This is a genomic window from Rufibacter sediminis, from assembly GCF_014269285.1.
Classification (GTDB): Bacteria; Bacteroidota; Bacteroidia; order Cytophagales; family Hymenobacteraceae; genus Nibribacter; species Nibribacter sediminis.
In genome coordinates this window covers 263,301-284,569 of record NZ_JACOAF010000030.1, presented here as the reverse complement: position 1 = coordinate 284,569, position 21,269 = coordinate 263,301, and the positions used below count along the sequence as shown (strand labels likewise).

Genomic DNA, 21,269 nt, shown 5'->3' with positions numbered 1-21,269 from the left:
ATGGCCAATTTAGGCTCACAAATTAACGTAGCAGACATTCCAGAACGCGATGAATTTCAACCGCTTCCGGCTGGCAAATACACGATGATGATTGTCAATTCGGAAATGAAAGAAACCTCCACGGGCGGCGAAATGCTGGTACTGGAAATGGATGTTCAGGATGGTGAATATAAAGGCCGCAAGATTTTCGAGCGCCTTAACCTGAAAAATGCTAATACCACAGCAGTCGATATTGCCTTCCGCGCCTTGGGAGAGCTTTGCCGCGCCATTGGCAAGGCAAAAGTTTCTGACAGCGTGGAACTACACAACAAGCGCTTTATCGCGGATGTCGCCGTAACGCCCCCGAAAGGCGAGTACGGCCCAGGAAACCGCATCAAGAAATATATCAGCATGACGGAAGCAACCGCAGCCAAACCGGCAGCGTCCGCCGAACTGGATGACGAAATTCCGTTCTAGTTGATATGCGGCCGGGGCAATGTTGGAGAGAGCGTTGCCCCGGTTTTTCTTGTGGGTCTGGTAGATTGCACTAAGGCGGACCCGGAAAACGCCCTACGATGCACGGTTTAGTCGGAAGTGTTCACCGTTATACAACTCACGATGCGAAAGCCCCAAGGCGCAGGCTTGACAGTTTGGAGAGACAAGCACCCTTTCTTGATGTGTCGATGCTTGCGCAGGATTTCCGAAATGGCTTTACCGCGCGGCTAGTAGATGCCCTGATGCATCGGCACTTCTGGACAGGGCGGCGCTGAAAGCAGAAAGCGCAGTTGACGAACTGTAAATGTGCTGGCGACGGCTGCACGTTACGAAGCCAGCCTAGCGACTGGCCCCTGTCCTTCAACCCCCAACCAAGGACGCATAAAATGGCACTCATTCCGCCAAAACCAATCAGAATAGCCCATCACATTTTTCTGGATATTGAAACCATCCCCACCCAGGACAAGCGCATCCGCAATTTTATCGCGGAAAGTGTAAAGCCGCCCGGCAACATGAAGAAGGCTGAAACGATTGCCGAATGGGAAAAGAACGAAAAGCCGGCAGCAATTGAAAAAGCTCTTGAGCAGGCCAGCCTTGACGGAGCCTATAACAACATTGTCTGTATCGGTGCAGCCGCCAATAACAGCGAACCGGTCAGCTTCATGGGCAAGGAAAAGGAAATTCTGTCTGAATTATATGCCTGGCTGGGTGAGCGCGTTTCGGCCGGCACCATCTATGTCGGCCACAACATTGTGGGCTTTGATTTAAAAAACATCCGCCAGCGTTCCATGATCCTTGGCATTAAGCCACCCCATTTCATGCCCTTCAATACCAAGCCATGGGATGCCAACCCGTTTGACACAATGGTTCAGTGGGATTCCCGCAACTTCGTCAGCATGGACAAGATTGCCATGGCCCTGGGCATCCGTGGAAAAACCGGCAACGGGTCAGAAGTCTATGCCATGTGGAAAGCCGAAATGTTCGATGCCATTGCGGATTATTGCAAGGCTGATGTCGAATTGGTCCGCAAGATTTATAACCGCATGACCTTTGCCGATGCAGCTTAGAGGTTACCAGGAAAGCGCAGTCAGTTCTATCATCCCCTGGCTGCGCGAAAACCCAGGGCAGAACGGGCTTGTCGTTATGGCGACAGGAACGGGAAAATCCTATGTCATGGCCGAGTTCATGCGCCGGACGCTGGAAAAATGGCCGGATACGCGGATTATCTGCGCCACCCATGTGGCCGATCTGGTGGATAGCAATTACAAGGAACTCAAAAATATCTGGCCCAAAGCGCCAGCCGGTGTTTACAGTGCCGGGCTTAAGAGCCGGGACACGAATGCCCCGATCATCTTTGCCGGTATCCAGTCCATCTACAACCGGGCCTATGACTTTCAGAAATGTAATATCCTTCTGGTCGATGAAGCCCATACGATCAGCCGCGAGGGGAAATCACGCTGGGGCCAGTTCATCAAGGATATGCTAGTCATTAATCCGCGCATGCGCATTATCGGCTTTACCGCCACGGAATTCCGCCTGGATAGCGGCAATCTGATTGGCGGTGAGGATGCGTTGTTTCATGGCGTTATCTATGAATACGGCCTGCTGGAAGCCGTGCAGGATGGCTACCTGTGCGAAATCATCCCCAAGAGTATGGCCACCAAGATTGACATGAGCGCCGTGGGTAAAACCAAGGGCGAATACAAACAGGGGGAAATGGACCGGGCGGTTGACCAGGAGGCCATCACCAAAGCCGCTATCAAGGAATTGATGGAATACGGCCATGACCGAAAAACATGGATGCTATTCTGTACCAGCGTGAAGCATTGCCAGCACGTTTGTGAGGAAATCAGGTCATACGGCATATCATGCGAAGTCGTGACCGGCGAAACCAGCCAGGCAGAGCGCGAACGGATTTATGCAGCCCTCAAGAATGGCTCATTGCGTTCCGTTTGCTCGGTTGCTGTTATGACTACCGGGACCAATATTCCAAACATTGACCTGATCGGCGGCTTGCGCCCTACGGCCAGCGCCGGGCTACTGGTTCAAATGGCCGGGCGCGGCACACGCTTAAGCCCAGGCAAGAAGAATTGCCTTTATCTGGATTGGGCAGGGAATATTGCCAATCATGGCCCACTGGACAAGATACGCGGCCGAGATCGTAGCAAGCCGGGTGACGGTATCCCGCCGATGAAGGAATGCCCCAATTGTTCGGCCATCGTGTTTGCCGGAATTCGTATCTGCCCCGATTGCAGCCATGAATTTCCGCCGCCGGAGCCAAAAATCAATGCAATTGCTGATAATGTGGCCATGTTAAGCACCCAAAAGATATTGGAGGAAATCACCGTTGAGGATGTCCAGTATCACATCCACGAAAAAAAGGGCAAAAAGCCTTGCCTGCGCGTGGAATATTATGATTCAGGATACAACGGCTACCGGGAATGGATTCATTTTGAAATCCTGGGCAATCCCCGCATCCGGGCGGCGAACTGGTGGCGCTTGCGTACTGATCTGCAATTGCCAAACAAAACAGCCGACGCCTTTGAACTGGTAAAACACCTGAAGGTGCCAGGCAAAATCACAGTGGATGTCGGTCCTAAATATCCAGAGATTGTTGCGTATGATTTTTCAGGATGTCAGCAAGAAGAAGTATTGCTTGATTGGGACAATCTGTCTGAATAATGTAATTAGGGAAGCCGAGTTCGGAGATTTTTTGATGAAAGTTTATTTGCGACTTGGACAGCTTGCCCTTTTCGATTTTCAATTCCACATAGACCGACACGGCGCCAGGCAGCAAAATAACCAGGTCATTGACGCCAGGCAGGAGGCCCAGGGCAATCAGGCGCGACGCCTCGGCAGCGGATCGTTTCGCGCCATTCGGCACATGATAGAATGTAATCCTGTTCCTGCGAAGGAACTGCGCGCATTCAAACTGGATTTTATCTTCAAGCCTTACCATGCCGGGAGCCTAGCATGATATACAGCACAGGTACATGCCTTTTTGCAGGCTATGAATTCAAGCAGGCGGTGGACTGGTCACGTGAAAATAAACTGACACAGGATGATGTCAAAATCCTCAAGAATGACTGGCAAGTGCTGGTTATTGCCAAGCGGGATGTGGAGATATGATCCGGCGCAAAAAACGCGACGATTTCTATAACAGCGAGGCGTGGTTCCGCATCCGGTACATTGTCTTGAGGCGGGATAAGGGGAAATGCCAACTATGCGGACGGTCGAGAAAACACGGCATCCAGCTACAGGTTGATCATATTTATCCGCGCTCTTTATATCCGCACCTGGAATTGGAACTTGAAAATCTGCAAACGCTGTGCAGGCCGTGTAACCTGGGCAAGAGCAATCTTTTCGCGGATGATTGGCGTTGATACGGCCTGTTACCGGAAGTGGTCCAAATATTTCCTCTGCGAGACTTTCACCCTGCCCAGCGGGAAGCGGCCATTCTTTATCCGGTTATCTTCTATGCGGTAAGCGTGAACCTTTAGACCGTACCAGTGGAACTGTATGCTCTTGAAGCACCATTCAGCGCCATCCGCCTCTATAATGCAGTCGCGGTACATTTCGTTTAGTTCCTTGACCAGTTTGTTCATATCCAAAGATAAGTAAAAGGTGGCTTTCAGCCAATGCTCGGCGCGGGGCCCGTCCTGCGGACACCCACATTTGGCTTGGCGGGGAGGGAAGGTTGGCTGTTCAGGGCGTAGAATGAATGTTGCAATGCGGCAAAAGAAAATGCCAGGAAAAGAAAAATAGTTGTTGACTAAAAGGCTCAATGCGCCTATGCTCTTTATATGGTCAAGTTGACCGGTAACCATCAACACAGGAGATTATGCGATGGGAGATAGAGCACTTATCATTTTTCATGATAAAGCAAAAAAAGAATTTAGCCCGGTAATTTATCTGCATTGGGCAGGATATAAAGTCAAGGATTACATCAAGGAAACGCAAGAATTGATGGCAGATCGCCTTGATGATGTTTCATATGCAGCAGCCCGTTTCATTGGTATTTGCCACAGTCACGAGGTAAGTAATCTTTCACTTGGGATTTGGAACCTTCCAAAAGGTTTTAGCTCTGATAATGCCTATTTGAAAAATATGAGTCACGGGGATAGAGGCGTATTTCTGGTTGACGCTTCTGATTTTTCTTTCCGGCAGATAAAGTAATGCAAGCCGTAAAAGAAATGGCAAAGACGGTGCGTAATCTGGCGCATCGTCACAGCCAGCACAATGTATTTTCTGATTTTGTGGAAATGTCAGCCATTGCACTAAGTAATGCAGTTGATTGGAACCAGCGAGAGAAACGCGAAGCCCGATATATGGAGATTGTCGGAAAATACAAAAAAGAGGAAGTTGATCAATTCCCAAAACTGATGGGTCAGCTTGTTGAGGGCTTGGAGGCAGGGCCAGACGATATTCTAGGAAATCTCTTTCATGAACTGGAATTACACAACACCTATAAAGGGCAGTTTTTCACCCCCTACCACCTTTGCCGCATGATGGCCAAAATGACAGTTGGTGAAGGCGAACAAGGTATTATTGCGGAACGTGGATTTATCACGGCACAGGAGCCAGCTTGTGGAGCCGGGGCGATGGTAATTGCCTTAGCCGAGGAATTGAAAAGCCAGGACATCAACTATCAACAGCAGCTACACGTCACGGCAATTGACCTAGATATCCGGTGCGTACACATGGCTTATGTTCAGTTTTCATTGCTGCATATTCCAGCCGTGGTCGTTCATGGCAATAGCTTATCACTAGAGGAATTTAGCCATTGGTACACCCCAGCCCATATTTTAGGATTATGGGATTATAAGCTAAAAAACAAAAACAAAGAATTTAACCAAGATGCAAAGGAGAGCCTGCCGGAGCATCCAGTTAAACTGGTTGATGATATTCAGCCAATAACCACCACCCTACAACTTACACTTTTTTAGGAGACTAACCTTGACCCGCCTAACCAATGAAATCCGCGATTCAATTATCGGGAAAGCTATAAATGAAAAGTTTGAGCCAGTTCTATCAAAGCTGAAGAAGGAGGAACATGAATTAGCCTTGCTCTGCTATAAATCCATCTATGATAAAAAAGTGCTTGCAGCCGCTAATAAACTACCAAAAGAATGGACTAGACAAGATGGATGTTTGCGGTTCAATGCTGGCGGATATTATTTGACATTCTGCTTGATTGACAAGAAAGTACCCGTCCCTTATTCAACTGGTTGTGCAACACTTGGAAGCTTAAAGGATGAAGCTTTGGAAAAGGCTCGTGCATTTGCTGAAAAGAAAAAGGACATCGAAGATCAAAAGATTAAAGCGCGGTATGCTTTGCAGGCGGTTTTATACAGCGTAACCACAATTAATAAACTGAAAACCGTATGGGCGGAGGGCGAGAAATTCTATACCATGTATGATGAACAAAGCCCGAAGTCTAAAGGCGGTTTGCCAGCGGTACAAATTCAAGAATTAAACGAAATGCTTGGATTGAAACCATCAAAGAAAGCGGCATAATCACTGGGGCCGTCATTCTGGCGGCCTAATTCTTTTCACCCCAGAGGCAATAATGAAAAAACCATACATGACACCGGAAGAAATGAAGGAACGGCGCCAGGGCCATTACCTGTCACAGCGCGAACTAGCAGAAGTGTTACGGCTTAATTCGGGCCGGGCGGTTCGGGCATACGAGGCGGGAGAAAGAGAAATTTCCGGGCCAATCTCGGTTTGCATGGATTTGATTGATGCATTCGGGTTAAAGAAAGTCCTTGCTGCGCTGCACAAAAGAAAATTGAAAAAAGGTGTTGACACTAAGGCGCATTGAGCCTATTGTAATTCTATCAGGTCAAGTTGACCACTCCAACAACAGAGGAAAAAATGAAAGCATCTTTACAATTCTGGAACAACGCACAAAACGCATATGAGGGGCAAATCCCTTGCCGCATTCGCGAGGAATACGAAACAATGCGTGCAAAGGAAAATGAAACGGATAGCCCAGCCATGCAGCGCATTAAGTACGATCTTAAGCAAGCTTTTAAGGGTATGCAAAATTCATCCGATGCTGCGGCAAAGCATTTCGAGCTTGGCAATACCCGCTATGCTATTTCCTGCGTCAAATCGGTCGAATACTATGCAGAGCAAATCCAGAAGCTGGAATTGATACTGGCAGAATTGGAGTTGGACGAAAAATGTCAGTAGCAGCATGGACGCGCTTTGTGATCGAAGCGCGGCACATTTTCGGTCACAATTATTTCACCACCACTTACCATGATTTTCGGAGTAACTTTTGATGACACAGTATAGCTTCAACCGTGTTCGAACGCATGTGTTAAAATCCTTGATTGCAATGCAAGATCGTTTAGAAAATATCAGTGCTGATTTTCATGATGTTGATATGTTTCTGGTTTCTTTAGCTGAACAATGTCATTCTAAGATCGAAGAATTTAAACACGAACTGAAAATCGCAGAAGATCCATTTGACGGTAATAAACAAATGCCAGGCTATTCATTTAGTAAAGTTCGGGTGAGGAAAATTGTTAAAAAGCAAAAAACTACTGCAACTGAAGAGCTTGATCTGTTTGGAGGTACACCATGACGTTCGACCACTTACAGGGCTTTTGCCCTCCAGGCCGGGCCGGCCAAGCCGTTGGGCGCTCCAGGCCGCATGGCCAAGCGGTCCCGTCTATCATCCATTCAACCATTATGTGTGGGGTCGGTCCATGAGTGACAGATCAGGCTGTCGGGTTATTTTCCTGACTAAGGGTTGTGTCGCGGTTATAAGTGCCGTGGATTATCGCAGGGTCAATCGTTACAGGTGGCATACCCATCAATCAGCGGGAAGTAAGCGGGGTCCAGGCTATCCATATGCCAGAGCAACGGTGAACGGCCGCAAGGTTTATCTGCATCGGTTCATCATGGGCGCGCCGGAAGATCTGGAAGTCGATCATAAAAACCATCAGACATTGGATTGCAGGCGGGAAAACCTCGAATGCATCACCCCGGAAGTCAACAAGCAACGCAAACGCCAAAGAAGAAAGATGAAGGTATAATGACCACCGATATAATTGTTAAAATCCTCTGGGCTGCTGGTGCAATTACCGCCTTTGGCTTAGTCTTTTTGCTTTATCTCGCATGTAAGGAGTGGAAAACACCATGACTAATTCAGAATATGGGTATGGCTATGGCATGGAGATTATTATGATTGAGAGAAAATATCTTTTGGCAATTTATGCCGTGGGGTTGGCATTGCTCTTTATGGTCAGTGTTGGCTTTGGACATATCTTGATGGGTGTTGCCATTACGGTTATCGAGCGCGAAAATGAACCACTTGACCTGTCCGATGAATACGAACCCTTGGACCTATCAGATGAATACGAACCCCTTGACCTTGCTGATGTATATGTGCTACGCGGTGACGAATGGGAATGCAGCATGATAAATGTTCAAACCAACAAATGCACCGAATATAGCGACAAGGATGGTCAGTAATGCCCCAACGTGACATTTATCAGGAAGTCACCGATAAGATTTTTCAGAAAGCCCAGCAAGGCGTGATGCCCTGGCAAAAGCCTTGGAGTGGTGGCGGATACAGCTTCGGATTGCCTAAGAACGGAACTACCGGGGCCATGTATCGGGGGATAAATATCCTGCTTCTGGAATGCGCTTCGATGGAAAAGGATTATGAGTTGCACGAATGGTGCAGCTATAAGCAATGGCAGGAAAAGGGCCAACAGGTCCGTAAAGACGAAAAAGGCACCAAGATTATCTTTTACAAAGACCTTGTAATTGGCGAGGAAGAGGACGAAAAGAAAATCCCCCTGCTCAAGGATTACAGCGTATTCAATGCCTGCCAGTTGGAAGGCTATAAACCATCCGAGATTGTCCAGCCTGCCCCGCTGGTGGAACGCTTGACCCATGTGGATGAATTTATCGAGAACACCGGGGCCATCATTGTCCGGGGCGGAAACCAGAATTATTACAGACCTAGCACGGACACCATTCACCTGGTCGATAATGACCGTTGGATTGGCACAGCCGACCAGACGCCCTTGCAGGCTGAATATAACGTGACCTTCCATGAGTTGGGCCACTGGACCGGGGCAAAGTCACGACTGGACCGGGATGGCGGCAAACGCTTTGGGGATGCCAAATATGCGGCAGAGGAAGGCGTTGCCGAAATGTCGGCCGCTTTTGTTTGCACGGCATTGGGCGTTCAGCCGGGACCGAGCCAGAACACCGTGAGTTATTTAGGGAATTGGTTGCCGGAAGTGCTGAAAGACAAGAAAGGTATTTTTGCCGTGTCCAGTGAAGCCACCAAAGCAGCCGATTACCTGTTTATGTTGCAGAATAAGGCCGACATCATCAGTATGCCTAAAACGGCATCAAATAATAACCCACAACCAAGACTGGCGGCATGATATGAAAATGGGAGTAAATACTAACACATATATTGGGCAAGACGACTTGGGAAATTGGTATGCGAAAGTTAAAATAACTGGATGCCAAAATGAAGAACAGGCTGAAAAGCTTGCTTTGTGGGCGCATGATGCAGTTATAAAAAAGTTTGATGAAATAAATGCTGCAAACGTGGCAAAAAAATGAGCCAAAAATATAATCCGCCTAAACTGACCCCGGCCATGGAACAAGTCTTGCTGAATATCCATCAGGGGTATGAACCCAAGAGCCACGGCAAGGATAGAGGGCAGATCGGTGGCTTGACCCATTCATTAGCTTCGCTTCAAAGGTATGGATTGGTTGACCGCTATATGCATTTGACTGACAAAGGCCGGGAGGTTGCGGAAAAACTTTACGATTGGGAGAATAGAGAATGACCGAAGTCAAAACTATTTTAAATCTTATCGAAACCGTTGACCCGGCAGATACCGCCAAGCTGGACGAGATTGATGCGCGGCTCTGGTGTTTTGTAAACAAGTGGGGTTATAGCGCTCATAAGCGATTAATCATGTCTGATAGACTGGCTGTCAAGGTAAACAATAAAAATGACTGGATTACGGGAATACCAGAATACACCCGCAGCCGTGACGCGCTGAAAGCTATTAGGCCGAAGGGTTACGAGTTGCGAATTTATAACTATGCAAATGATGATGAGCCTTTCGTAATTTGCGGTATGTCAAATGAAAAATTTCGGATCGCAACCCCACCTTTAAAAACAGAAGAACTGGCCGAGCTTCACGCCAATATTCAGACTATCGCTCATGACCGGAGTAACCCATAATGTCCATGCACTCGCCACAAAAGTACAGGGCCACAGGCGGCACTTACGGGAAGTACCACAAGAATGAGAATAGCGGCGTATTCATTTTTCAAATGAGTGGCTTTTCTGATGATCCGATATATGCCGAACTGCCTGTATTGCCTCCCTATGAGACTTTCCTTTGTCTGGCCGATGATGGCGAGGAATGGGAAGGGGTATCCGTCACGGTAACCTCTGCGAAACGGCTGCCTACGGGTGAGGAATTGCGCCGCATCAAAAATCAGTTCTGGGACAACAAGGATACGATTGTGCAGTTCCACAACGATAATCTGCCGCTGAATAAGGGGTTTGCTTACCTGTGGCGCAAAAAAGATGGTTTCCCGACCCCATTTTAGGAGAGAATGAATGCCCAAAAGCTACACGCTGGACCAATTGCACGAAGCCAACGAATACATGAAAAATCCTGCCAAAGATGGCATGGCGCAGTTTGAGAAGTATTTCAAAATTCTTAAGCTGGCCGCGCAAAACATGGAATCCATCGGCAGACCAGAAAGCGGCGTGGCGGTAGTTCCTAAATATCCGTTTCAACATAACCTCGATGAGTGCGCCGACTTTATCATGGTCCATGCCAGTGTACCTGACCCGGAAATGCTGGTTTGCACCATCTATGATATTTGTGTCGGGCAACAGAAGTTTCGCGATTACCGCTTGCCAAGCCTGGGCCCGAACTGTGAGTTTTAAGATGAGCAAACGCTCTAATTTTGAACGTGTCGAAGGGTTGTAATGATTTGGGATTGTTCTACAATCAAGTGGAACCGCTTAGAAAGGAAATAAGCATGACCGAAATTAAAGGATACACCCCTCCATCACCCGAGAAGATTGAACTGGTCAATAAATTTAAGGCACACGAAAAAGCCCTTGGTGAACTATTCAAAGAGGCTAAAGCATCAGGTCTAATCGATCCACGAACCCTGGCAGTAGGCAAGACACAAGCTTAAACAGCCTATATGTGGCTTAACCGCGCTATTTTCCAACCAGAAGATTTTTACGAGTAATACCTGAAGAATAATTATTAAAGAGCCTCACTCACCAGTGGGGCTTTTTTATGTCTTGACGCAATGGTTTAAGGATGTTAGGTGCAGATAACACCAACCACGGAGAACCACCATGTACCGTCAAGAAACCAAAGCAAAAGCTGAAAAGGCCGTAACCAAGCAAGCTACCAAAGAAGCAACGCAGGCAATGGGCCAATTCATGGATAACGATTTTTTCATGGCTGAAGCCAAGCGCGATTATCTGGAACGTAATGGGATGACCCAAGGTCCAGTCGCCCACGCGCCGCGCATTTAGTGCGTATTGAAGAAGCCAAAAAGATACCGATCCAGCTCCTTGCTGAAAAGCTTGGGGCTGTTTTTTACAAGCAGAGCCGGCAACACGAACTTTGGTATTGCTCCCCATTACGCAAGGAAAACCACGCCAGCTTTAAGATCGACACGCGGGAAAACAAGTTTAAAGATTTTGGCGACAGCCGGGGCAAGGGCGATATTATTGACCTTTACTGCGATTACCACAACCGGGACCGGCGAGATAAAGACGCCATCCAATGCGCCCTAAAGGAACTGGAGTATTTCGACAACATGCCCACCATTGTAAATCCATATGAAAAGCGGCCAGCGGCATACAGCGACACCTATACGATTATTTCCAGAGGATCAGTGATCCGGGACAAGAACCTGAAAGCGGAAGCAGCAAGGCGCAACGTGCCCTTAGCTATCATTTCTGAATACATGGATCAGGTCATTATCAAAAGCGAGAAATACAATAAGAAATTTGCCGCCTTCGGAATGGAAAACCGGAAAGAGGGCATGGAATGGCATACGTTCAACGCCCGGACAGGAAAAACGGTGAAGGGGTGCATCGGTCCAAAAGACATCACGGTATTCCCTGCCGACCCAAAGGCGGAGCAAGTAACGGCCATGCTGTTTTCCTCAAAGATGGATTTTGTGACCTGGGCATGTCTGGATCAGCGCCGGCGGGATCATGAGTATATCATTTACCACGGGGATTCCATGACCACGCAGGCGGGGGAACACGTATTGGGAAACCGAAAAATCAATCGTGCCTTCCATTTCAACCATGTGGACGCTTCCGCATCGGGGCAAATGGCTAACGCAAGGCTGGAAAATATGCTGGAACCACTGGATATGTTCGGCACGATGGAAGGGTTTTACCGCGGCTATGAGGATTTAAGCGCCCGGCACATGGCAAACCCCTTGCGGGTGGCTCCTTCCCTGCCAGTTTATCATGACACGGCCGGGGCCAACTTACGCAATCAGGGCAAGCCTAAATTTTAATGCACCCTTGGCGCCGGGTCAGCCACTTCCTGGAAATACTCATACCATTCATCCTTGAGCTTGCCACTTTTAATGGCCTTGCGATCGCTGGTGTCAATCTCGTTTTCGCTGTATGCTTTCCACCAGGGTTGATAATAATGCCGCTTCATCATCTGGTATTTTTTGTTTTCCGCTATGGCAATGATCCTGTCACAGCTTGCCACTTCATCGGGCGTCATCAATAACCTTGGCGCGGTGTCGCGTTCCTTCATGATGGTGCTGACGCCAAGCATTTTGCTGATATATTCCAGAGAGAATGTGTCCCTTAAATTGAAGGCATGCAGCACCGAACTGTTATTAATAAAGCTGTTCATCCCATCCGGGCCATAAATCTCTTTCAATTGGGCTATGCTCTGCATAAAGGTCCACATCACAATGTTTTGCCCCCGGCCGTAAGCATAAGCGTTCTGAACATCAGACATTTTACCCAGTACGGCGAATTCATCCAGTATGAAGGTCACTCGTTTGTTGGGGCGGGAATTGACGGCTTTGAGGCATAGCCCGATGACAATACGCAACCAGGCAGCATGGGAGGTCATATAGCGTTCAGGAATCACCACATATACGGTTGATTTGCCATTTGCCAGGTCGAACGGGTTGAATTCGGACTTTTCCAGCGATTTGCGAAGCTGGGGGCTTTCAAAGATGCGCGTGGCGTTTTGGGCATTGGACATGACAGAGGCAAATGTTTTCTCGGACATGGCCAGGCTTTTAAGGTCATTGGCCCCCGCTTCGATCATGCCGTCAAAGGCTTTGTTCCTTTTCATGTTGGCCAGCAGCCGGGCAAACTCCGTGTCATCAAGCCGCAGGAATTTATAGAGGGTCCAAAAGCTTTGTTCTTCTTTGGGCAGGGCCGTGAGGATATGAAGCAGCATAAGCTTGATGACCGATCTTGCCTTATCGTTCCAGTAGGGGTCTGAACTTTCATTGGCCGGGATAAGGTAATAGGAAATCATATCGCAGCTATCAGCCATTTCATCCCCGCTGGAACGCAGGAAGTCGAACGGGTTAAACCCTGACGGAGGTATGCCGTGGCTGGCCTGTAACTTTTCCTGCTCATTCCAAGGGTCAAGGATGAAAACCCGTTGCTGGTGTCCTATGGCTTGCGCTTTGGCGGTGATGCAGGCGTTTTCCCCCTTGGGGTCGGTAACAACGATGGAACCACTTGGTACGGTCAGCAGGGCAGGAATGATCAGGCTGGTGCCTTTGCCGGAACCAGATGGGGCGAAGGTGATTAAATGGCCGGACTTATTCCTGAACACACCACCGCCTATCCAAAGGCCCTTTTCCTCGGTGCCGTTTTTATTGACCTTCATGAATTCGTCTATGGTCGCCCAATCGGCCGTTCCGTGTTCGGATAGCCTGCCTTTATCAGCTATTTTTTTAAGTCGACTTGCCAGAATGAGTGCAACTATGAATGTCGCCAGGAAGGTAAAGATACCCAATCCATAAAAACCGAAGGGAAACATCAAGGCTGAAAAAGCAAACATACCGACCAGGATCAGGGCGGCTTTAGGTTTTGTCAGTGCCATACGAAGGAGGTTGGTTGTGGATAAATATATTAAATTCAATCTTTAAATACTATAATTTTTTTTGTTTATTATGTACTTTTCAGTAGCTTGTGCTTATGGTGGCGGGTGCGCTTTTTGGTATAGCAAGACGGGTTGCGCATGTACGAAAACCTTTTACCACCTGTACAAAAACCATGGCACGACCCAAGAAATTTTTTGATAAGAAAACAGCACGATTACCGGAAATGCGCTGCACACCGGAGCTAAAATCGCTGTTGCATTACATCAAAAAGCAGCGCGGTTTTGTGTCGCTTGTCGATATGTGGGCCATGGATTATCAAGGCGAAAAGCCGGAGGAAGTAAGGCCAACCCCGGAGCATGAAGCCTACATTAAAGGAATTGAAGAACTCCGCAAAATCAGGGTTTTGTGCGAACAGGCCCCCGAACATTTGCGCGAGCATCTTTTCTACGGAATTGCCCAGATGGCAAAATATACAATGGAAAAGATCGATGATTATAAAAGGAAATCTCCACAGCGACGCTGACGGCCTCGCTGATTATATGTTGGGAGTTGGCGATAACGACAAGGTTCGGATCTTCGCCAACGAGGGCGGTATATTTACCAAGCTAACCGCCCAGGATTTCCGCATGACCATGAAGGAAATGGGCCACCTGGCCGATCAGACCAAAGCCAAGTACCCGGCCTACCATATCCAGCTTTGTCCCGATCATGACGCTGCCAAAAACCTGAAGGACCGGGACATCAAATACATGATTAACGAGGTGCTTCACCAGCGCGGCCTATCCGGCCGGCCCTATACCTGTGCCATCCATTACAAGCACGGCTTGCCACATATTCACCTGGGCGTTCAGCGATACAACCCTGAAACTGGAAAAATGGACCCAAATAAAAAGTGGGCGCGAGATCATGACCGAGCCAGAGCCAACATTGAAAAAGCCCTTGGCCATAAGCGCACCCCATTACGCAATATATACAGGGAGCAGATCAAGAAAGCCGTCAACTATGTCTGGCAAGCATCGGGCAATGCCGTCGAACTGTTAAAGGGCATTCGGGATTTAGGATATATGATCGCCAAGGGTGGTCATAAGCGGCCATGGCAACTGGTGGACGACCGGGGCATTGCCCACAACTTGGTCAAGATGCTGTTTCCTGTCAAGGCCAAGGAATTATCTGACAAGCTGAAAGGTCAGAAATTGCCCATGTATGACGAGGCAATCAAAGAGCAGCGCGAAAAATTCAAGCAAAAGGAACAGGCCAAGAAAGAAGAAGCCAGGCAGCAGTTTACCGGTTATGGCCGGGATGACCGCAAGCCGGACACCCGCCAGCACTTTGCCGACTTTGGCCAGAATGATCGGGACGCAGAAGCCGCTCAAATTGAGCGCGACATCAAGGAGGGCAGGGAAAGGGGCCGCGGCTTCCAGAAGGAGCCTGAATAGTTCCTTAACATGGTACCTGTCCTATTTCCCAATAACCGCATCCAGAGCGTCATCCGTGTGTTTGGTGGTGAAATTGGATTGATAGCCCATTGTCGTGCTGATGTTGCTATGGCGGTAAAGCTTTTGCAATATTTGCACCGGAACCTTATCGGCCGCAATCTGGGCAAAGGTGTGCCGGGAGATATGACAGGTTATTTTCTTTTCGATTTTTGCCTTGGCTGCGGCCCGTTCAATGTACTTGTTCAGCTGCTTAATGGCATACGAGATTTTGCGCTGCACCTCATAAGTATCCTGCAAAGTGTCCAGTATCTTGAGTTCAGGGAACACCAGGCCAAGCTTTGGCTTTTCTTCCTTGTACTTATCCAGCAGGGCCAGCGCCTTGTCCGGTATCTTGACCGAACCAGCCTTATTGTTTTTTCCCATCACATAGCTGATCCGGCCATCGGCAATATCGGCCCATTTCAGGCGCAGCACATCAGACACCCGCATCCCTGCGATATAGAACGAAAACAGCCAGACATTCCGGGCGTGATCTTCCAGCCCCGATAATTCCACCGTTTCCAGGCGGTGCAATTCATCCGTGGTAATACCAGCTTTGGCGGAATCCGGCAATTTGATGGATATTTTGCCCTTGCCGAAAGGATATGTTTTAGTGTCCACAATTTGCGCGGCTATGGCCTGATTGTAGATGGTGCGGATAATCATCAGGTTATTCACAATAGACCGTTCAGCAAGGTTATATTCGCCTTTCAGCCATGCTGCATAGCGGTTCAGAAGCGGAACAGATATATCGCCAAAAGCAATATCAGCATCGTCCAGGAACAGACGGAAGCGTTTGATGCGGCATTCCTCGGTCACCACCCGATTATATTTGCCAGCCTTGCGCATATTATCCAGGAACACCTTGGACTGGGCGAAAAAGGAAACCCCGTCTTTGGGTTTGATCTGCTTTTTCACCGCGCCGGCAGAGGCGTCTTTGCCCTTCGTCTGCATATCAATCAGCGTGTCATTGGCCTCAGCCTTGCGCTTCAGGATAAGATTGTTCAGGCGGGTTGCGTTAGGGTGAGATTTTTTAACTTGCTGCTTTTTATCGTCCCATTCATTCGGATGAAGGTTTTGTCCCAAATAAATGTAAGACGATTTGCCATCTTTGGTGATGCGGATAGCCAGGGGGAAGGTGCCATCCTTGTTTTCCTTCTTTCTAAGCACTACCTTTAGTGAAGCCATAACCCATAAGTTGCTGATACATAAATATAAGCAAAATAAATTTGGTACACAATAGGTACAAGAAAGTTTGTATTCACGTGGTTTCAAGTGAATCGATATGGCGGGAAAAGTGCCTTTAAAGCTATTCAGGGGCCATATGCTACCATATTGAACCATATATCGTTGGGCTCATAACCCAAAGGTCACAGGTTCGAGTCCTGTTCCCGCTACCTCAGATAAAAGCCTTGTAAGGAAACTTACAAGGCTTTTTCGTTTTGCAGGTAATACATGAGTAATACATTGCCTGAAAACGCATAGCTAAGGCGAATTTTCGCAACCCTCCCGATGGGTTAAATTAGCTTCGGGTATGCAAGAAACATTCGAGCAGCAGGCTACCCTATTTCTCACGACCATCGCCCGGAAGCAAGACAAATCACTCAGCTACATCGTCTCTCTCCAAGGATCAGCAATGTGTCGGCTTCATGGCCTACATGATCACTTCCATGAAGGGCAACTTCTTATACGCCAAACGTACCAACCGCAAACTGAACTTGGTGGAACTCATGACCGCCCAGGAGCAGGACGAAAACACCCAAGAGCAAATGGCTCTGGCTGCAGGTGTGCGGGCCTTCATCTTCGCCCACTTCTCCGCCGATGAGTTATCCACCTTCGAGCTGCACCTACAGGGACTCACCCTTACCGAGATTGTTTTCCTCACCGACTGCAAATACACCAAGCAAGCCCACCGCATCATCCAGAAAATAAAGGAAGAGGTGAAGGCGGCGTTTAGTAGCTAAGATTATATATTGGTGATTGTACACTAACAAAATCGCCAAACCTATGTATGCAGCAGTATTACCAGATGTAATTGATACTGACAAAGCCAAGAAAGTATCTAAGGAACAATTTGATGAGTTCGTAAAAGCAGAACAAAAAAGAGCCGATGGCAACTTTAGAAATGGCACCAACTCAGGATCGGGACCTCACAAAACTGAAGTTCATTATCACTATGACCAAGGCCATGTAATTGCTGCTGCTTTTCATGAGATGGGGAAGGAAAGTGTTTATTTAATAATACCTCAGTAAAATAAGAAAGGTCCGTTTCAGAAGAGCGGGCCTTTGCTTTTAACCTAAATCAAAATCACTAATAAATATTCTTCTCAAATACTCCAATCTCCCGCAGCCAGGCCGGCGCATTCAAAGACAGGCACGCTTTCGGAGCCATCTGGCTATGCTAGAATTTTGATCTCCGGGCATACCCGAAGAATCTGCTGTACCTCTTTTTTTCAATGCTTCCTTCTGTACAGCCCTTATCCTCATGTCTTCCATTTCTATCAAAGAAAGGAAACAGGTTTTAGGCCTGTAAAATAGAAAACACAGCAGATCCAGGCCTGCAAGATGGTTTATGGTTCTGTTAAGTTTTGCTAACAGGCTTACTGTGTTTTCACACTTCTATAACAGCTGCTAAATATTCAGGTAACATGCACACGCTTGCTTTGCAGTGTACTTAAAGGGGTACAACTAGCAACATAAGTTATGGCAACCCTCAGCATAAAGCTAGGAACAAGCAAGCGTGACCCTCAGCTCTCCTCTCTTCTTTCTAATCAAGTGTTATGACCCTCCTGCAGGCCATGACTGCTATGGCTGTTCCCTCTGCTAACCAAGATGCATCACCAATCTACATTTAAATTACTTTCTTAGAAATGAGTAGAAAACTACCAGTCAAAAAGAAAAGGCATCTTACCCGGCACTCCTCGCTGGTGCTATTGGCTATGCTGGGTATTCTCCCGGCCGAAGGCTTCACGAAAGCGGCTGCGCCAGTGGGCATCAGCCGCTACGAGCTAAACACCAGGCAAACCAACCCGGTGACGGGGCAAGTAAAAGATGCCGCCGGGCAGCCTCTGCCGGGAGTATCGGTGACTTTGAAAGGAACTTCCACCGGCACCATGACCGATCTGGAAGGAAAGTTTAGCCTGAATGCGGCCAATGTAAATGAGCCGGTGCTGGTCTTGTCTTATATCGGATTTCTCCGGCAGGAGGTAGCCGTAGCAGGGCGTAGTTTTGTGGCCGTCTTGTTGCAGGAAGACGCTACTTCCCTGAATGAAGTGGTGGTGGTAGGCTACGGTACCCAGAAAAAAGCAAACCTGACCGGAGCGGTAGACCAGGTGACGGCGGAGGTGTTGGAGGGTCGTCCGGTGGCCAACCTCTCTCAGGGACTGCAGGGCGTATTGCCCAACTTGAACCTGGTTCCTACGGATGGGAAGCCCATCCAGTCCCCGGCCTACAACGTCAGGGGAACTACTTCCATTGGCCAGGGAGGAAGTGCCCTCGTGCTGATTGACGGCGTGCAAGGCGATCCTAGCTTGTTAAACCCCAATGACATTGCCAGTGTCACGGTGCTGAAAGATGCCGCCTCGGCCGCTATTTACGGGGCCCGGGGCGCGTTTGGTGTGGTGCTCATTACCACTAAAAATCCTTCCAAAGACAAGACCAGCGTCACGTACTCGGGCAGCTACGGCGTGAAAAGCCCTACGGCTGTGCCTGATCTGGTCACGGACGGATATGTGTTTGCCAAGATGTTCAACGAAGGCTGGTCGGCCTGGAATGATTACTCCCAAACGCCGCAGAACGTCAACAAAACGGTGCGGTTCTCGCCGGAGTACCTGGCCGAACTGGAAAGAAGAGCCAATGACCCAAGCCTGCCCAAAGTAGAAGTTGGGGCAAACGGCGAATACGTCTATTACGGCAACACTGACTGGTACAAAGAGCTCTACAAAGACCACAACTCGGCCATGGAGCACAATATAGGAGTTTCGGGCAGCAGCGGAAAAGCGAGCTTCTACGCTACGGGCAGGTACTTTGGCCAGGAAGGCTTGTTCCGCTACAATTCTGATGACTACAAGATGTACAACTTCAGGGCGAAAGGTTCTATTGACCTGTTTCCCTGGCTGCGCATTGACAACAACACCGATTTCTCCCAGATGAAGTACCACAATCCGCTGAACGTAGGAGAAGGCGGCGGTATCTGGCGCAACATTGCCGACGAGGGACATACCATGGCCCCCATGTTCAACCCTGACGGCACCCTGACCTATTCTGCCGCTTACTCAGTGGGGGACCTGTGGTACGGCAAGAACGGCATTGACATGAATGAGCGCGTGATCCGGAACACCACCGGTTTCACCACCAGGTTCCTGGAAGATAAATTCAGAATAAAAGGAGATTTCACTTTCCGGAGTACAGACAATGACCAGAAGCAGGTGCGCGTACCCGTGCCGTACAGCAGAAAGCCTGGGGTGATAGAATACGTGGGCACCAATACCAATGACATCCAGGATATTTACCGGGAGACCCAGTACCTGGCGGGGAACCTCTACGGGGAGTATGAGAGCACGTTCAGAGACGCGCACTATTTCAAAGCCCTGGCAGGCTACAACTATGAGCAGTCTACGTACCAGTCACTCCAAACCCAACGGAACGGCCTTATTTTCGAGAACGCGCAGGATATAAACCTTGCCTTGGGCCAGTCCATCACTACCGGCGGGGGCTGGGATAAATGGAACATTGCAGGTGGTTTCTTCCGGCTGAATTATGGCTTCAGGGAACGCTATCTGTTGGAAGTAAATGGACGGTATGACGGTTCGTCCAAGTTTCCGGAGAATGAGCGGTACGCGTTCTTCCCTTCTTTCTCTGCCGGCTGGAGGATCTCCAACGAGCCATTCTGGAAAGTTTCTCCAGTGCTGGTGTCAGAACTAAAGCTTCGGGGTTCCTACGGCTCTCTGGGGAATGGAAATATCTCTTCGTATGCGTTTCAGGAGCAATTCAATATCTCCCAGTCAGGCAGGGTGTTGAACGGCATACGGCCGCAGCAGACAAGCCAGCCCGGGGTGATTCCGGACGGGTTAACCTGGGAAACTTCCACTACGCAAAACTTTGGGTTGGACCTGGGCATGTTGTCTAACCGGTTAACCTTGAATGCAGATGCCTACCTCCGCAAGACGACGGATATGTTCACCGTGGGCATGACGCTTCCGGCAGTGTTTGGTACCAGCGTGCCCAAAGGCAACTACGCCGATCTGGAGACGAAAGGATGGGAGTTGGCAGTGACTTGGCAGGATAGGTTCAACGTGGGGGCAAAGCCTCTCAACTATAGCCTGCGGTTCACGCTGGCAGATTCTAAAGCCAAGATCACCAAATACAACAACCCAGATAAAAAACTCAATGACTACTATCAAGGGCAGACAGTAGGGGAAATCTGGGGGTACGTAACCAATGGGTACTTTACCTCGCAGGAAGACATTAAGAACTCTCCGTCACAAGCCTTGATACGGGCCTCTACCAGTGGGCAATTACTTCCCGGTGACATCAAGTTCACAGACCTCAACAACGATGGCGTCATCAATGAAGGGGACAACACCGTGGCCAACCCCGGAGACCGGAAGGTCATAGGCAATACCACGCCCCGCTATACCTACGGCATCAACCTGGGAACAGACTGGAACGGGTTCTTCTTCTCTGCCTTCTTGCAGGGGGTAGGCCAGCAGGACTGGTTCCCGGGCAGAGAAGCCGCTGTCTTCTGGGGGCAGTATAACCGGCCCTACAACAAATTGCCCGAATGGCATTTAGGCAATATCTGGTCAGAGGAAAACCCCAACGCTTATTTGCCCAGATACCGGGGGTACGTGGCGCAGAACGGAGCAGGAGAACTGGCGCAGGCCCAGACCAAATACCTCCAGAACGTGGCGTACCTGCGCATGAAGAACATTCAGGTTGGGTACATGTTGCCTTCCTCATTGATCAGTAAGGTAGGCATGAGCGCCGCTAAGGTGTTTTTGTCAGGCGAGAACCTCTGGACCTGGTCACCCCTTTACAAACTTACCAGAGATTTTGATGTGGAGAGCATTCATGGGTCAGACAGGGTCTTGACCAATGGCTCCAGCGGGAACGGCTACAATTACCCTATCCTGAAAAGCATGAGCATGGGTGTTTCCATTACTTTCTAACTCCAATCAA

30 protein-coding genes are annotated in these 21,269 nt (G+C 48.8%); 27 read left to right on the top strand and 3 right to left on the bottom strand.

Annotated elements, in window-relative coordinates; translation table 11 throughout:
• From H7U12_RS13165 to H7U12_RS13145, 5 genes are all read left to right on the top strand, one after another.
• Complete coding sequence (locus tag H7U12_RS13165; protein WP_186638654.1) at positions 1 to 456, top strand: DUF669 domain-containing protein; 456 nt, start codon at positions 1 to 3, stop codon at positions 454 to 456.
• A 404-nt stretch (positions 457 to 860) separates the two neighbouring features.
• Positions 861 to 1,541, top strand: a complete 681-nt coding sequence (locus H7U12_RS13160) for a ribonuclease H-like domain-containing protein (protein ID WP_186638653.1) — start codon at positions 861 to 863, stop codon at positions 1,539 to 1,541.
• Complete coding sequence (locus tag H7U12_RS13155) at positions 1,531 to 3,156, top strand: DEAD/DEAH box helicase (protein WP_241749363.1); 1,626 nt, start codon at positions 1,531 to 1,533, stop codon at positions 3,154 to 3,156. The genes H7U12_RS13160 and H7U12_RS13155 overlap by 11 nt, the downstream gene beginning before the upstream one ends.
• A complete protein-coding gene (locus H7U12_RS22665; protein ID WP_241749366.1) occupies positions 3,095 to 3,451 on the top strand; it encodes a hypothetical protein in 357 nt (118 codons plus the stop codon). The genes H7U12_RS13155 and H7U12_RS22665 overlap by 62 nt, the downstream gene beginning before the upstream one ends.
• Before the next feature lie 148 nt (positions 3,452 to 3,599).
• Complete coding sequence (locus H7U12_RS13145) at positions 3,600 to 3,857, top strand: HNH endonuclease (protein ID WP_186638650.1); 258 nt, start codon at positions 3,600 to 3,602, stop codon at positions 3,855 to 3,857.
• A 9-nt stretch (positions 3,858 to 3,866) separates the two neighbouring features.
• Here H7U12_RS13145 and H7U12_RS22465 read toward each other — a convergent pair whose 3' ends face one another.
• Complete coding sequence (locus tag H7U12_RS22465; protein WP_206683924.1) at positions 3,867 to 4,301, bottom strand: hypothetical protein; 435 nt, start codon at positions 4,299 to 4,301, stop codon at positions 3,867 to 3,869.
• A 19-nt stretch (positions 4,302 to 4,320) separates the two neighbouring features.
• On the opposite strand from H7U12_RS22465, the gene H7U12_RS13140 reads away from it, so the two are divergent.
• From H7U12_RS13140 to H7U12_RS13055, 17 genes are all read left to right on the top strand, one after another.
• The gene (locus H7U12_RS13140; RefSeq protein ID WP_186638648.1) at positions 4,321 to 4,650 is read left to right on the top strand and encodes a hypothetical protein; all 330 of its coding nucleotides are present in this window, start codon (positions 4,321 to 4,323) and stop codon (positions 4,648 to 4,650) included.
• The gene (locus H7U12_RS13135; protein WP_186638646.1) at positions 4,650 to 5,420 is read left to right on the top strand and encodes an N-6 DNA methylase; all 771 of its coding nucleotides are present in this window, start codon (positions 4,650 to 4,652) and stop codon (positions 5,418 to 5,420) included. Before H7U12_RS13140 ends, H7U12_RS13135 begins: the two co-directional genes overlap by 1 nt.
• Positions 5,421 to 5,430: 10 nt before the next feature.
• On the top strand, positions 5,431 to 5,991 hold the full coding sequence (locus H7U12_RS13130; protein ID WP_186638644.1) for an Nmad5 family putative nucleotide modification protein: 561 nt from the start codon (positions 5,431 to 5,433) through the stop codon (positions 5,989 to 5,991).
• 52 nt (positions 5,992 to 6,043) lie between these two features.
• Positions 6,044 to 6,298, top strand: coding sequence for a helix-turn-helix domain-containing protein (locus H7U12_RS13125; protein WP_186638642.1), 255 nt, complete (start codon positions 6,044 to 6,046; stop codon positions 6,296 to 6,298).
• 53 nt (positions 6,299 to 6,351) lie between these two features.
• Positions 6,352 to 6,672 carry a hypothetical protein gene (locus tag H7U12_RS13120; RefSeq protein WP_186638640.1) on the top strand — a complete coding sequence of 107 codons (321 nt, stop codon included), beginning with the start codon at positions 6,352 to 6,354 and terminating at the stop codon, positions 6,670 to 6,672.
• 127 nt (positions 6,673 to 6,799) lie between these two features.
• Positions 6,800 to 7,069, top strand: a complete 270-nt coding sequence (locus H7U12_RS13115) for a hypothetical protein (RefSeq protein ID WP_186638638.1) — start codon at positions 6,800 to 6,802, stop codon at positions 7,067 to 7,069.
• Between the two features lie 124 nt (positions 7,070 to 7,193).
• A complete protein-coding gene (locus tag H7U12_RS22990) occupies positions 7,194 to 7,523 on the top strand; it encodes an HNH endonuclease (RefSeq protein WP_186638636.1) in 330 nt (109 codons plus the stop codon).
• A 103-nt stretch (positions 7,524 to 7,626) separates the two neighbouring features.
• Complete coding sequence (locus H7U12_RS13100) at positions 7,627 to 7,962, top strand: hypothetical protein (RefSeq protein WP_186638634.1); 336 nt, start codon at positions 7,627 to 7,629, stop codon at positions 7,960 to 7,962.
• Positions 7,962 to 8,891 carry an ArdC family protein gene (locus tag H7U12_RS13095; protein WP_186638632.1) on the top strand — a complete coding sequence of 310 codons (930 nt, stop codon included), beginning with the start codon at positions 7,962 to 7,964 and terminating at the stop codon, positions 8,889 to 8,891. The genes H7U12_RS13100 and H7U12_RS13095 overlap by 1 nt, the downstream gene beginning before the upstream one ends.
• A 1-nt stretch (position 8,892) precedes the next feature.
• Positions 8,893 to 9,075: a hypothetical protein gene (locus H7U12_RS13090; RefSeq protein WP_186638630.1), complete on the top strand. Its 183-nt coding sequence runs from the start codon at positions 8,893 to 8,895 to the stop codon at positions 9,073 to 9,075.
• Positions 9,072 to 9,305 (top strand): helix-turn-helix domain-containing protein, encoded by a 234-nt coding sequence (locus tag H7U12_RS13085; protein WP_186638628.1) that lies wholly within the window; start codon positions 9,072 to 9,074, stop codon positions 9,303 to 9,305. Before H7U12_RS13090 ends, H7U12_RS13085 begins: the two co-directional genes overlap by 4 nt.
• Complete coding sequence (locus H7U12_RS13080) at positions 9,302 to 9,709, top strand: hypothetical protein (RefSeq protein ID WP_186638626.1); 408 nt, start codon at positions 9,302 to 9,304, stop codon at positions 9,707 to 9,709. Before H7U12_RS13085 ends, H7U12_RS13080 begins: the two co-directional genes overlap by 4 nt.
• A 5-nt stretch (positions 9,710 to 9,714) precedes the next feature.
• On the top strand, positions 9,715 to 10,083 hold the full coding sequence (locus H7U12_RS13075; RefSeq protein ID WP_186638625.1) for a DUF7694 domain-containing protein: 369 nt from the start codon (positions 9,715 to 9,717) through the stop codon (positions 10,081 to 10,083).
• Positions 10,084 to 10,093: 10 nt separating this feature from the next.
• Entirely contained in the window at positions 10,094 to 10,429 is a 336-nt protein-coding gene (locus tag H7U12_RS13070) for a hypothetical protein (protein ID WP_186638624.1), read from the top strand.
• Between the two features lie 95 nt (positions 10,430 to 10,524).
• Positions 10,525 to 10,686, top strand: a complete 162-nt coding sequence (locus H7U12_RS13065; protein WP_186638623.1) for an Acb2/Tad1 domain-containing protein — start codon at positions 10,525 to 10,527, stop codon at positions 10,684 to 10,686.
• Positions 10,687 to 10,855: 169 nt separating this feature from the next.
• On the top strand, positions 10,856 to 11,038 hold the full coding sequence (locus H7U12_RS13060; protein ID WP_186638622.1) for a hypothetical protein: 183 nt from the start codon (positions 10,856 to 10,858) through the stop codon (positions 11,036 to 11,038).
• Positions 11,038 to 12,042 carry a hypothetical protein gene (locus H7U12_RS13055; protein WP_186638621.1) on the top strand — a complete coding sequence of 335 codons (1,005 nt, stop codon included), beginning with the start codon at positions 11,038 to 11,040 and terminating at the stop codon, positions 12,040 to 12,042. The genes H7U12_RS13060 and H7U12_RS13055 overlap by 1 nt, the downstream gene beginning before the upstream one ends.
• Here H7U12_RS13055 and H7U12_RS13050 read toward each other — a convergent pair.
• Positions 12,039 to 13,613: a type IV secretory system conjugative DNA transfer family protein gene (locus tag H7U12_RS13050; protein WP_186638619.1), complete on the bottom strand. Its 1,575-nt coding sequence runs from the start codon at positions 13,611 to 13,613 to the stop codon at positions 12,039 to 12,041. The genes H7U12_RS13055 and H7U12_RS13050 overlap by 4 nt on opposite strands.
• A 173-nt stretch (positions 13,614 to 13,786) precedes the next feature.
• On the opposite strand from H7U12_RS13050, the gene H7U12_RS13045 reads away from it, so the two are divergent.
• Together H7U12_RS13045 and H7U12_RS13040 are read left to right on the top strand one after the other, a co-directional pair.
• The gene (locus H7U12_RS13045) at positions 13,787 to 14,137 is read left to right on the top strand and encodes a hypothetical protein (protein WP_186638616.1); all 351 of its coding nucleotides are present in this window, start codon (positions 13,787 to 13,789) and stop codon (positions 14,135 to 14,137) included.
• Positions 14,103 to 15,050 carry a relaxase/mobilization nuclease domain-containing protein gene (locus H7U12_RS13040; RefSeq protein ID WP_186638613.1) on the top strand — a complete coding sequence of 316 codons (948 nt, stop codon included), beginning with the start codon at positions 14,103 to 14,105 and terminating at the stop codon, positions 15,048 to 15,050. Before H7U12_RS13045 ends, H7U12_RS13040 begins: the two co-directional genes overlap by 35 nt.
• Positions 15,051 to 15,071: 21 nt before the next feature.
• Here the strand turns inward: H7U12_RS13040 and H7U12_RS13035 are convergent, their stop codons facing one another.
• Positions 15,072 to 16,277 carry a site-specific integrase gene (locus H7U12_RS13035; RefSeq protein ID WP_186638611.1) on the bottom strand — a complete coding sequence of 402 codons (1,206 nt, stop codon included), beginning with the start codon at positions 16,275 to 16,277 and terminating at the stop codon, positions 15,072 to 15,074.
• 461 nt (positions 16,278 to 16,738) lie between these two features.
• Between H7U12_RS13035 and H7U12_RS13030 the strand changes: the two genes are divergently transcribed.
• The 3 genes from H7U12_RS13030 to H7U12_RS13020 all read left to right on the top strand — a co-directional run bounded on the left by H7U12_RS13030 (position 16,739) and on the right by H7U12_RS13020 (position 21,259).
• Positions 16,739 to 17,053, top strand: coding sequence for a hypothetical protein (locus H7U12_RS13030; protein WP_186638602.1), 315 nt, complete (start codon positions 16,739 to 16,741; stop codon positions 17,051 to 17,053).
• A 43-nt stretch (positions 17,054 to 17,096) separates the two neighbouring features.
• Complete coding sequence (locus H7U12_RS13025; RefSeq protein ID WP_186638600.1) at positions 17,097 to 17,342, top strand: hypothetical protein; 246 nt, start codon at positions 17,097 to 17,099, stop codon at positions 17,340 to 17,342.
• 617 nt (positions 17,343 to 17,959) lie between these two features.
• Positions 17,960 to 21,259 carry a SusC/RagA family TonB-linked outer membrane protein gene (locus H7U12_RS13020; protein WP_186638599.1) on the top strand — a complete coding sequence of 1,100 codons (3,300 nt, stop codon included), beginning with the start codon at positions 17,960 to 17,962 and terminating at the stop codon, positions 21,257 to 21,259.
• Positions 21,260 to 21,269: the final 10 nt, after the last annotated feature.

Excerpts from the sequence above, each read along its gene's own strand:
- H7U12_RS13165 (WP_186638654.1), top strand. The coding sequence starts at position 1 with ATGGCCAATTTAGGCTCACAAATTAACGTAGCAGACATTCCAGAACGC.
- H7U12_RS13160 (WP_186638653.1), top strand. The coding sequence starts at position 861 with ATGGCACTCATTCCGCCAAAACCAATCAGAATAGCCCATCACATTTTT.
- H7U12_RS13155 (WP_241749363.1), top strand. The coding sequence starts at position 1,531 with ATGCAGCTTAGAGGTTACCAGGAAAGCGCAGTCAGTTCTATCATCCCC.
- H7U12_RS22665 (WP_241749366.1), top strand. The coding sequence starts at position 3,095 with ATGATTTTTCAGGATGTCAGCAAGAAGAAGTATTGCTTGATTGGGACA.
- H7U12_RS13145 (WP_186638650.1), top strand. The coding sequence starts at position 3,600 with ATGATCCGGCGCAAAAAACGCGACGATTTCTATAACAGCGAGGCGTGG.
- H7U12_RS22465 (WP_206683924.1), bottom strand. The coding sequence starts at position 4,301 with ATGGTTACCGGTCAACTTGACCATATAAAGAGCATAGGCGCATTGAGC.
- H7U12_RS13140 (WP_186638648.1), top strand. The coding sequence starts at position 4,321 with ATGGGAGATAGAGCACTTATCATTTTTCATGATAAAGCAAAAAAAGAA.
- H7U12_RS13135 (WP_186638646.1), top strand. The coding sequence starts at position 4,650 with ATGCAAGCCGTAAAAGAAATGGCAAAGACGGTGCGTAATCTGGCGCAT.
- H7U12_RS13125 (WP_186638642.1), top strand. The coding sequence starts at position 6,044 with ATGAAAAAACCATACATGACACCGGAAGAAATGAAGGAACGGCGCCAG.
- H7U12_RS13120 (WP_186638640.1), top strand. The coding sequence starts at position 6,352 with ATGAAAGCATCTTTACAATTCTGGAACAACGCACAAAACGCATATGAG.
- H7U12_RS22990 (WP_186638636.1), top strand. The coding sequence starts at position 7,194 with ATGAGTGACAGATCAGGCTGTCGGGTTATTTTCCTGACTAAGGGTTGT.
- H7U12_RS13100 (WP_186638634.1), top strand. The coding sequence starts at position 7,627 with ATGACTAATTCAGAATATGGGTATGGCTATGGCATGGAGATTATTATG.
- H7U12_RS13095 (WP_186638632.1), top strand. The coding sequence starts at position 7,962 with ATGCCCCAACGTGACATTTATCAGGAAGTCACCGATAAGATTTTTCAG.
- H7U12_RS13090 (WP_186638630.1), top strand. The coding sequence starts at position 8,893 with ATGAAAATGGGAGTAAATACTAACACATATATTGGGCAAGACGACTTG.
- H7U12_RS13085 (WP_186638628.1), top strand. The coding sequence starts at position 9,072 with ATGAGCCAAAAATATAATCCGCCTAAACTGACCCCGGCCATGGAACAA.
- H7U12_RS13080 (WP_186638626.1), top strand. The coding sequence starts at position 9,302 with ATGACCGAAGTCAAAACTATTTTAAATCTTATCGAAACCGTTGACCCG.
- H7U12_RS13075 (WP_186638625.1), top strand. The coding sequence starts at position 9,715 with ATGCACTCGCCACAAAAGTACAGGGCCACAGGCGGCACTTACGGGAAG.
- H7U12_RS13070 (WP_186638624.1), top strand. The coding sequence starts at position 10,094 with ATGCCCAAAAGCTACACGCTGGACCAATTGCACGAAGCCAACGAATAC.
- H7U12_RS13065 (WP_186638623.1), top strand. The coding sequence starts at position 10,525 with ATGACCGAAATTAAAGGATACACCCCTCCATCACCCGAGAAGATTGAA.
- H7U12_RS13060 (WP_186638622.1), top strand. The coding sequence starts at position 10,856 with ATGTACCGTCAAGAAACCAAAGCAAAAGCTGAAAAGGCCGTAACCAAG.
- H7U12_RS13050 (WP_186638619.1), bottom strand. The coding sequence starts at position 13,613 with ATGGCACTGACAAAACCTAAAGCCGCCCTGATCCTGGTCGGTATGTTT.
- H7U12_RS13045 (WP_186638616.1), top strand. The coding sequence starts at position 13,787 with ATGGCACGACCCAAGAAATTTTTTGATAAGAAAACAGCACGATTACCG.
- H7U12_RS13040 (WP_186638613.1), top strand. The coding sequence starts at position 14,103 with ATGATTATAAAAGGAAATCTCCACAGCGACGCTGACGGCCTCGCTGAT.
- H7U12_RS13035 (WP_186638611.1), bottom strand. The coding sequence starts at position 16,277 with ATGGCTTCACTAAAGGTAGTGCTTAGAAAGAAGGAAAACAAGGATGGC.
- H7U12_RS13030 (WP_186638602.1), top strand. The coding sequence starts at position 16,739 with ATGGCCTACATGATCACTTCCATGAAGGGCAACTTCTTATACGCCAAA.
- H7U12_RS13025 (WP_186638600.1), top strand. The coding sequence starts at position 17,097 with ATGTATGCAGCAGTATTACCAGATGTAATTGATACTGACAAAGCCAAG.
- H7U12_RS13020 (WP_186638599.1), top strand. The coding sequence starts at position 17,960 with ATGAGTAGAAAACTACCAGTCAAAAAGAAAAGGCATCTTACCCGGCAC.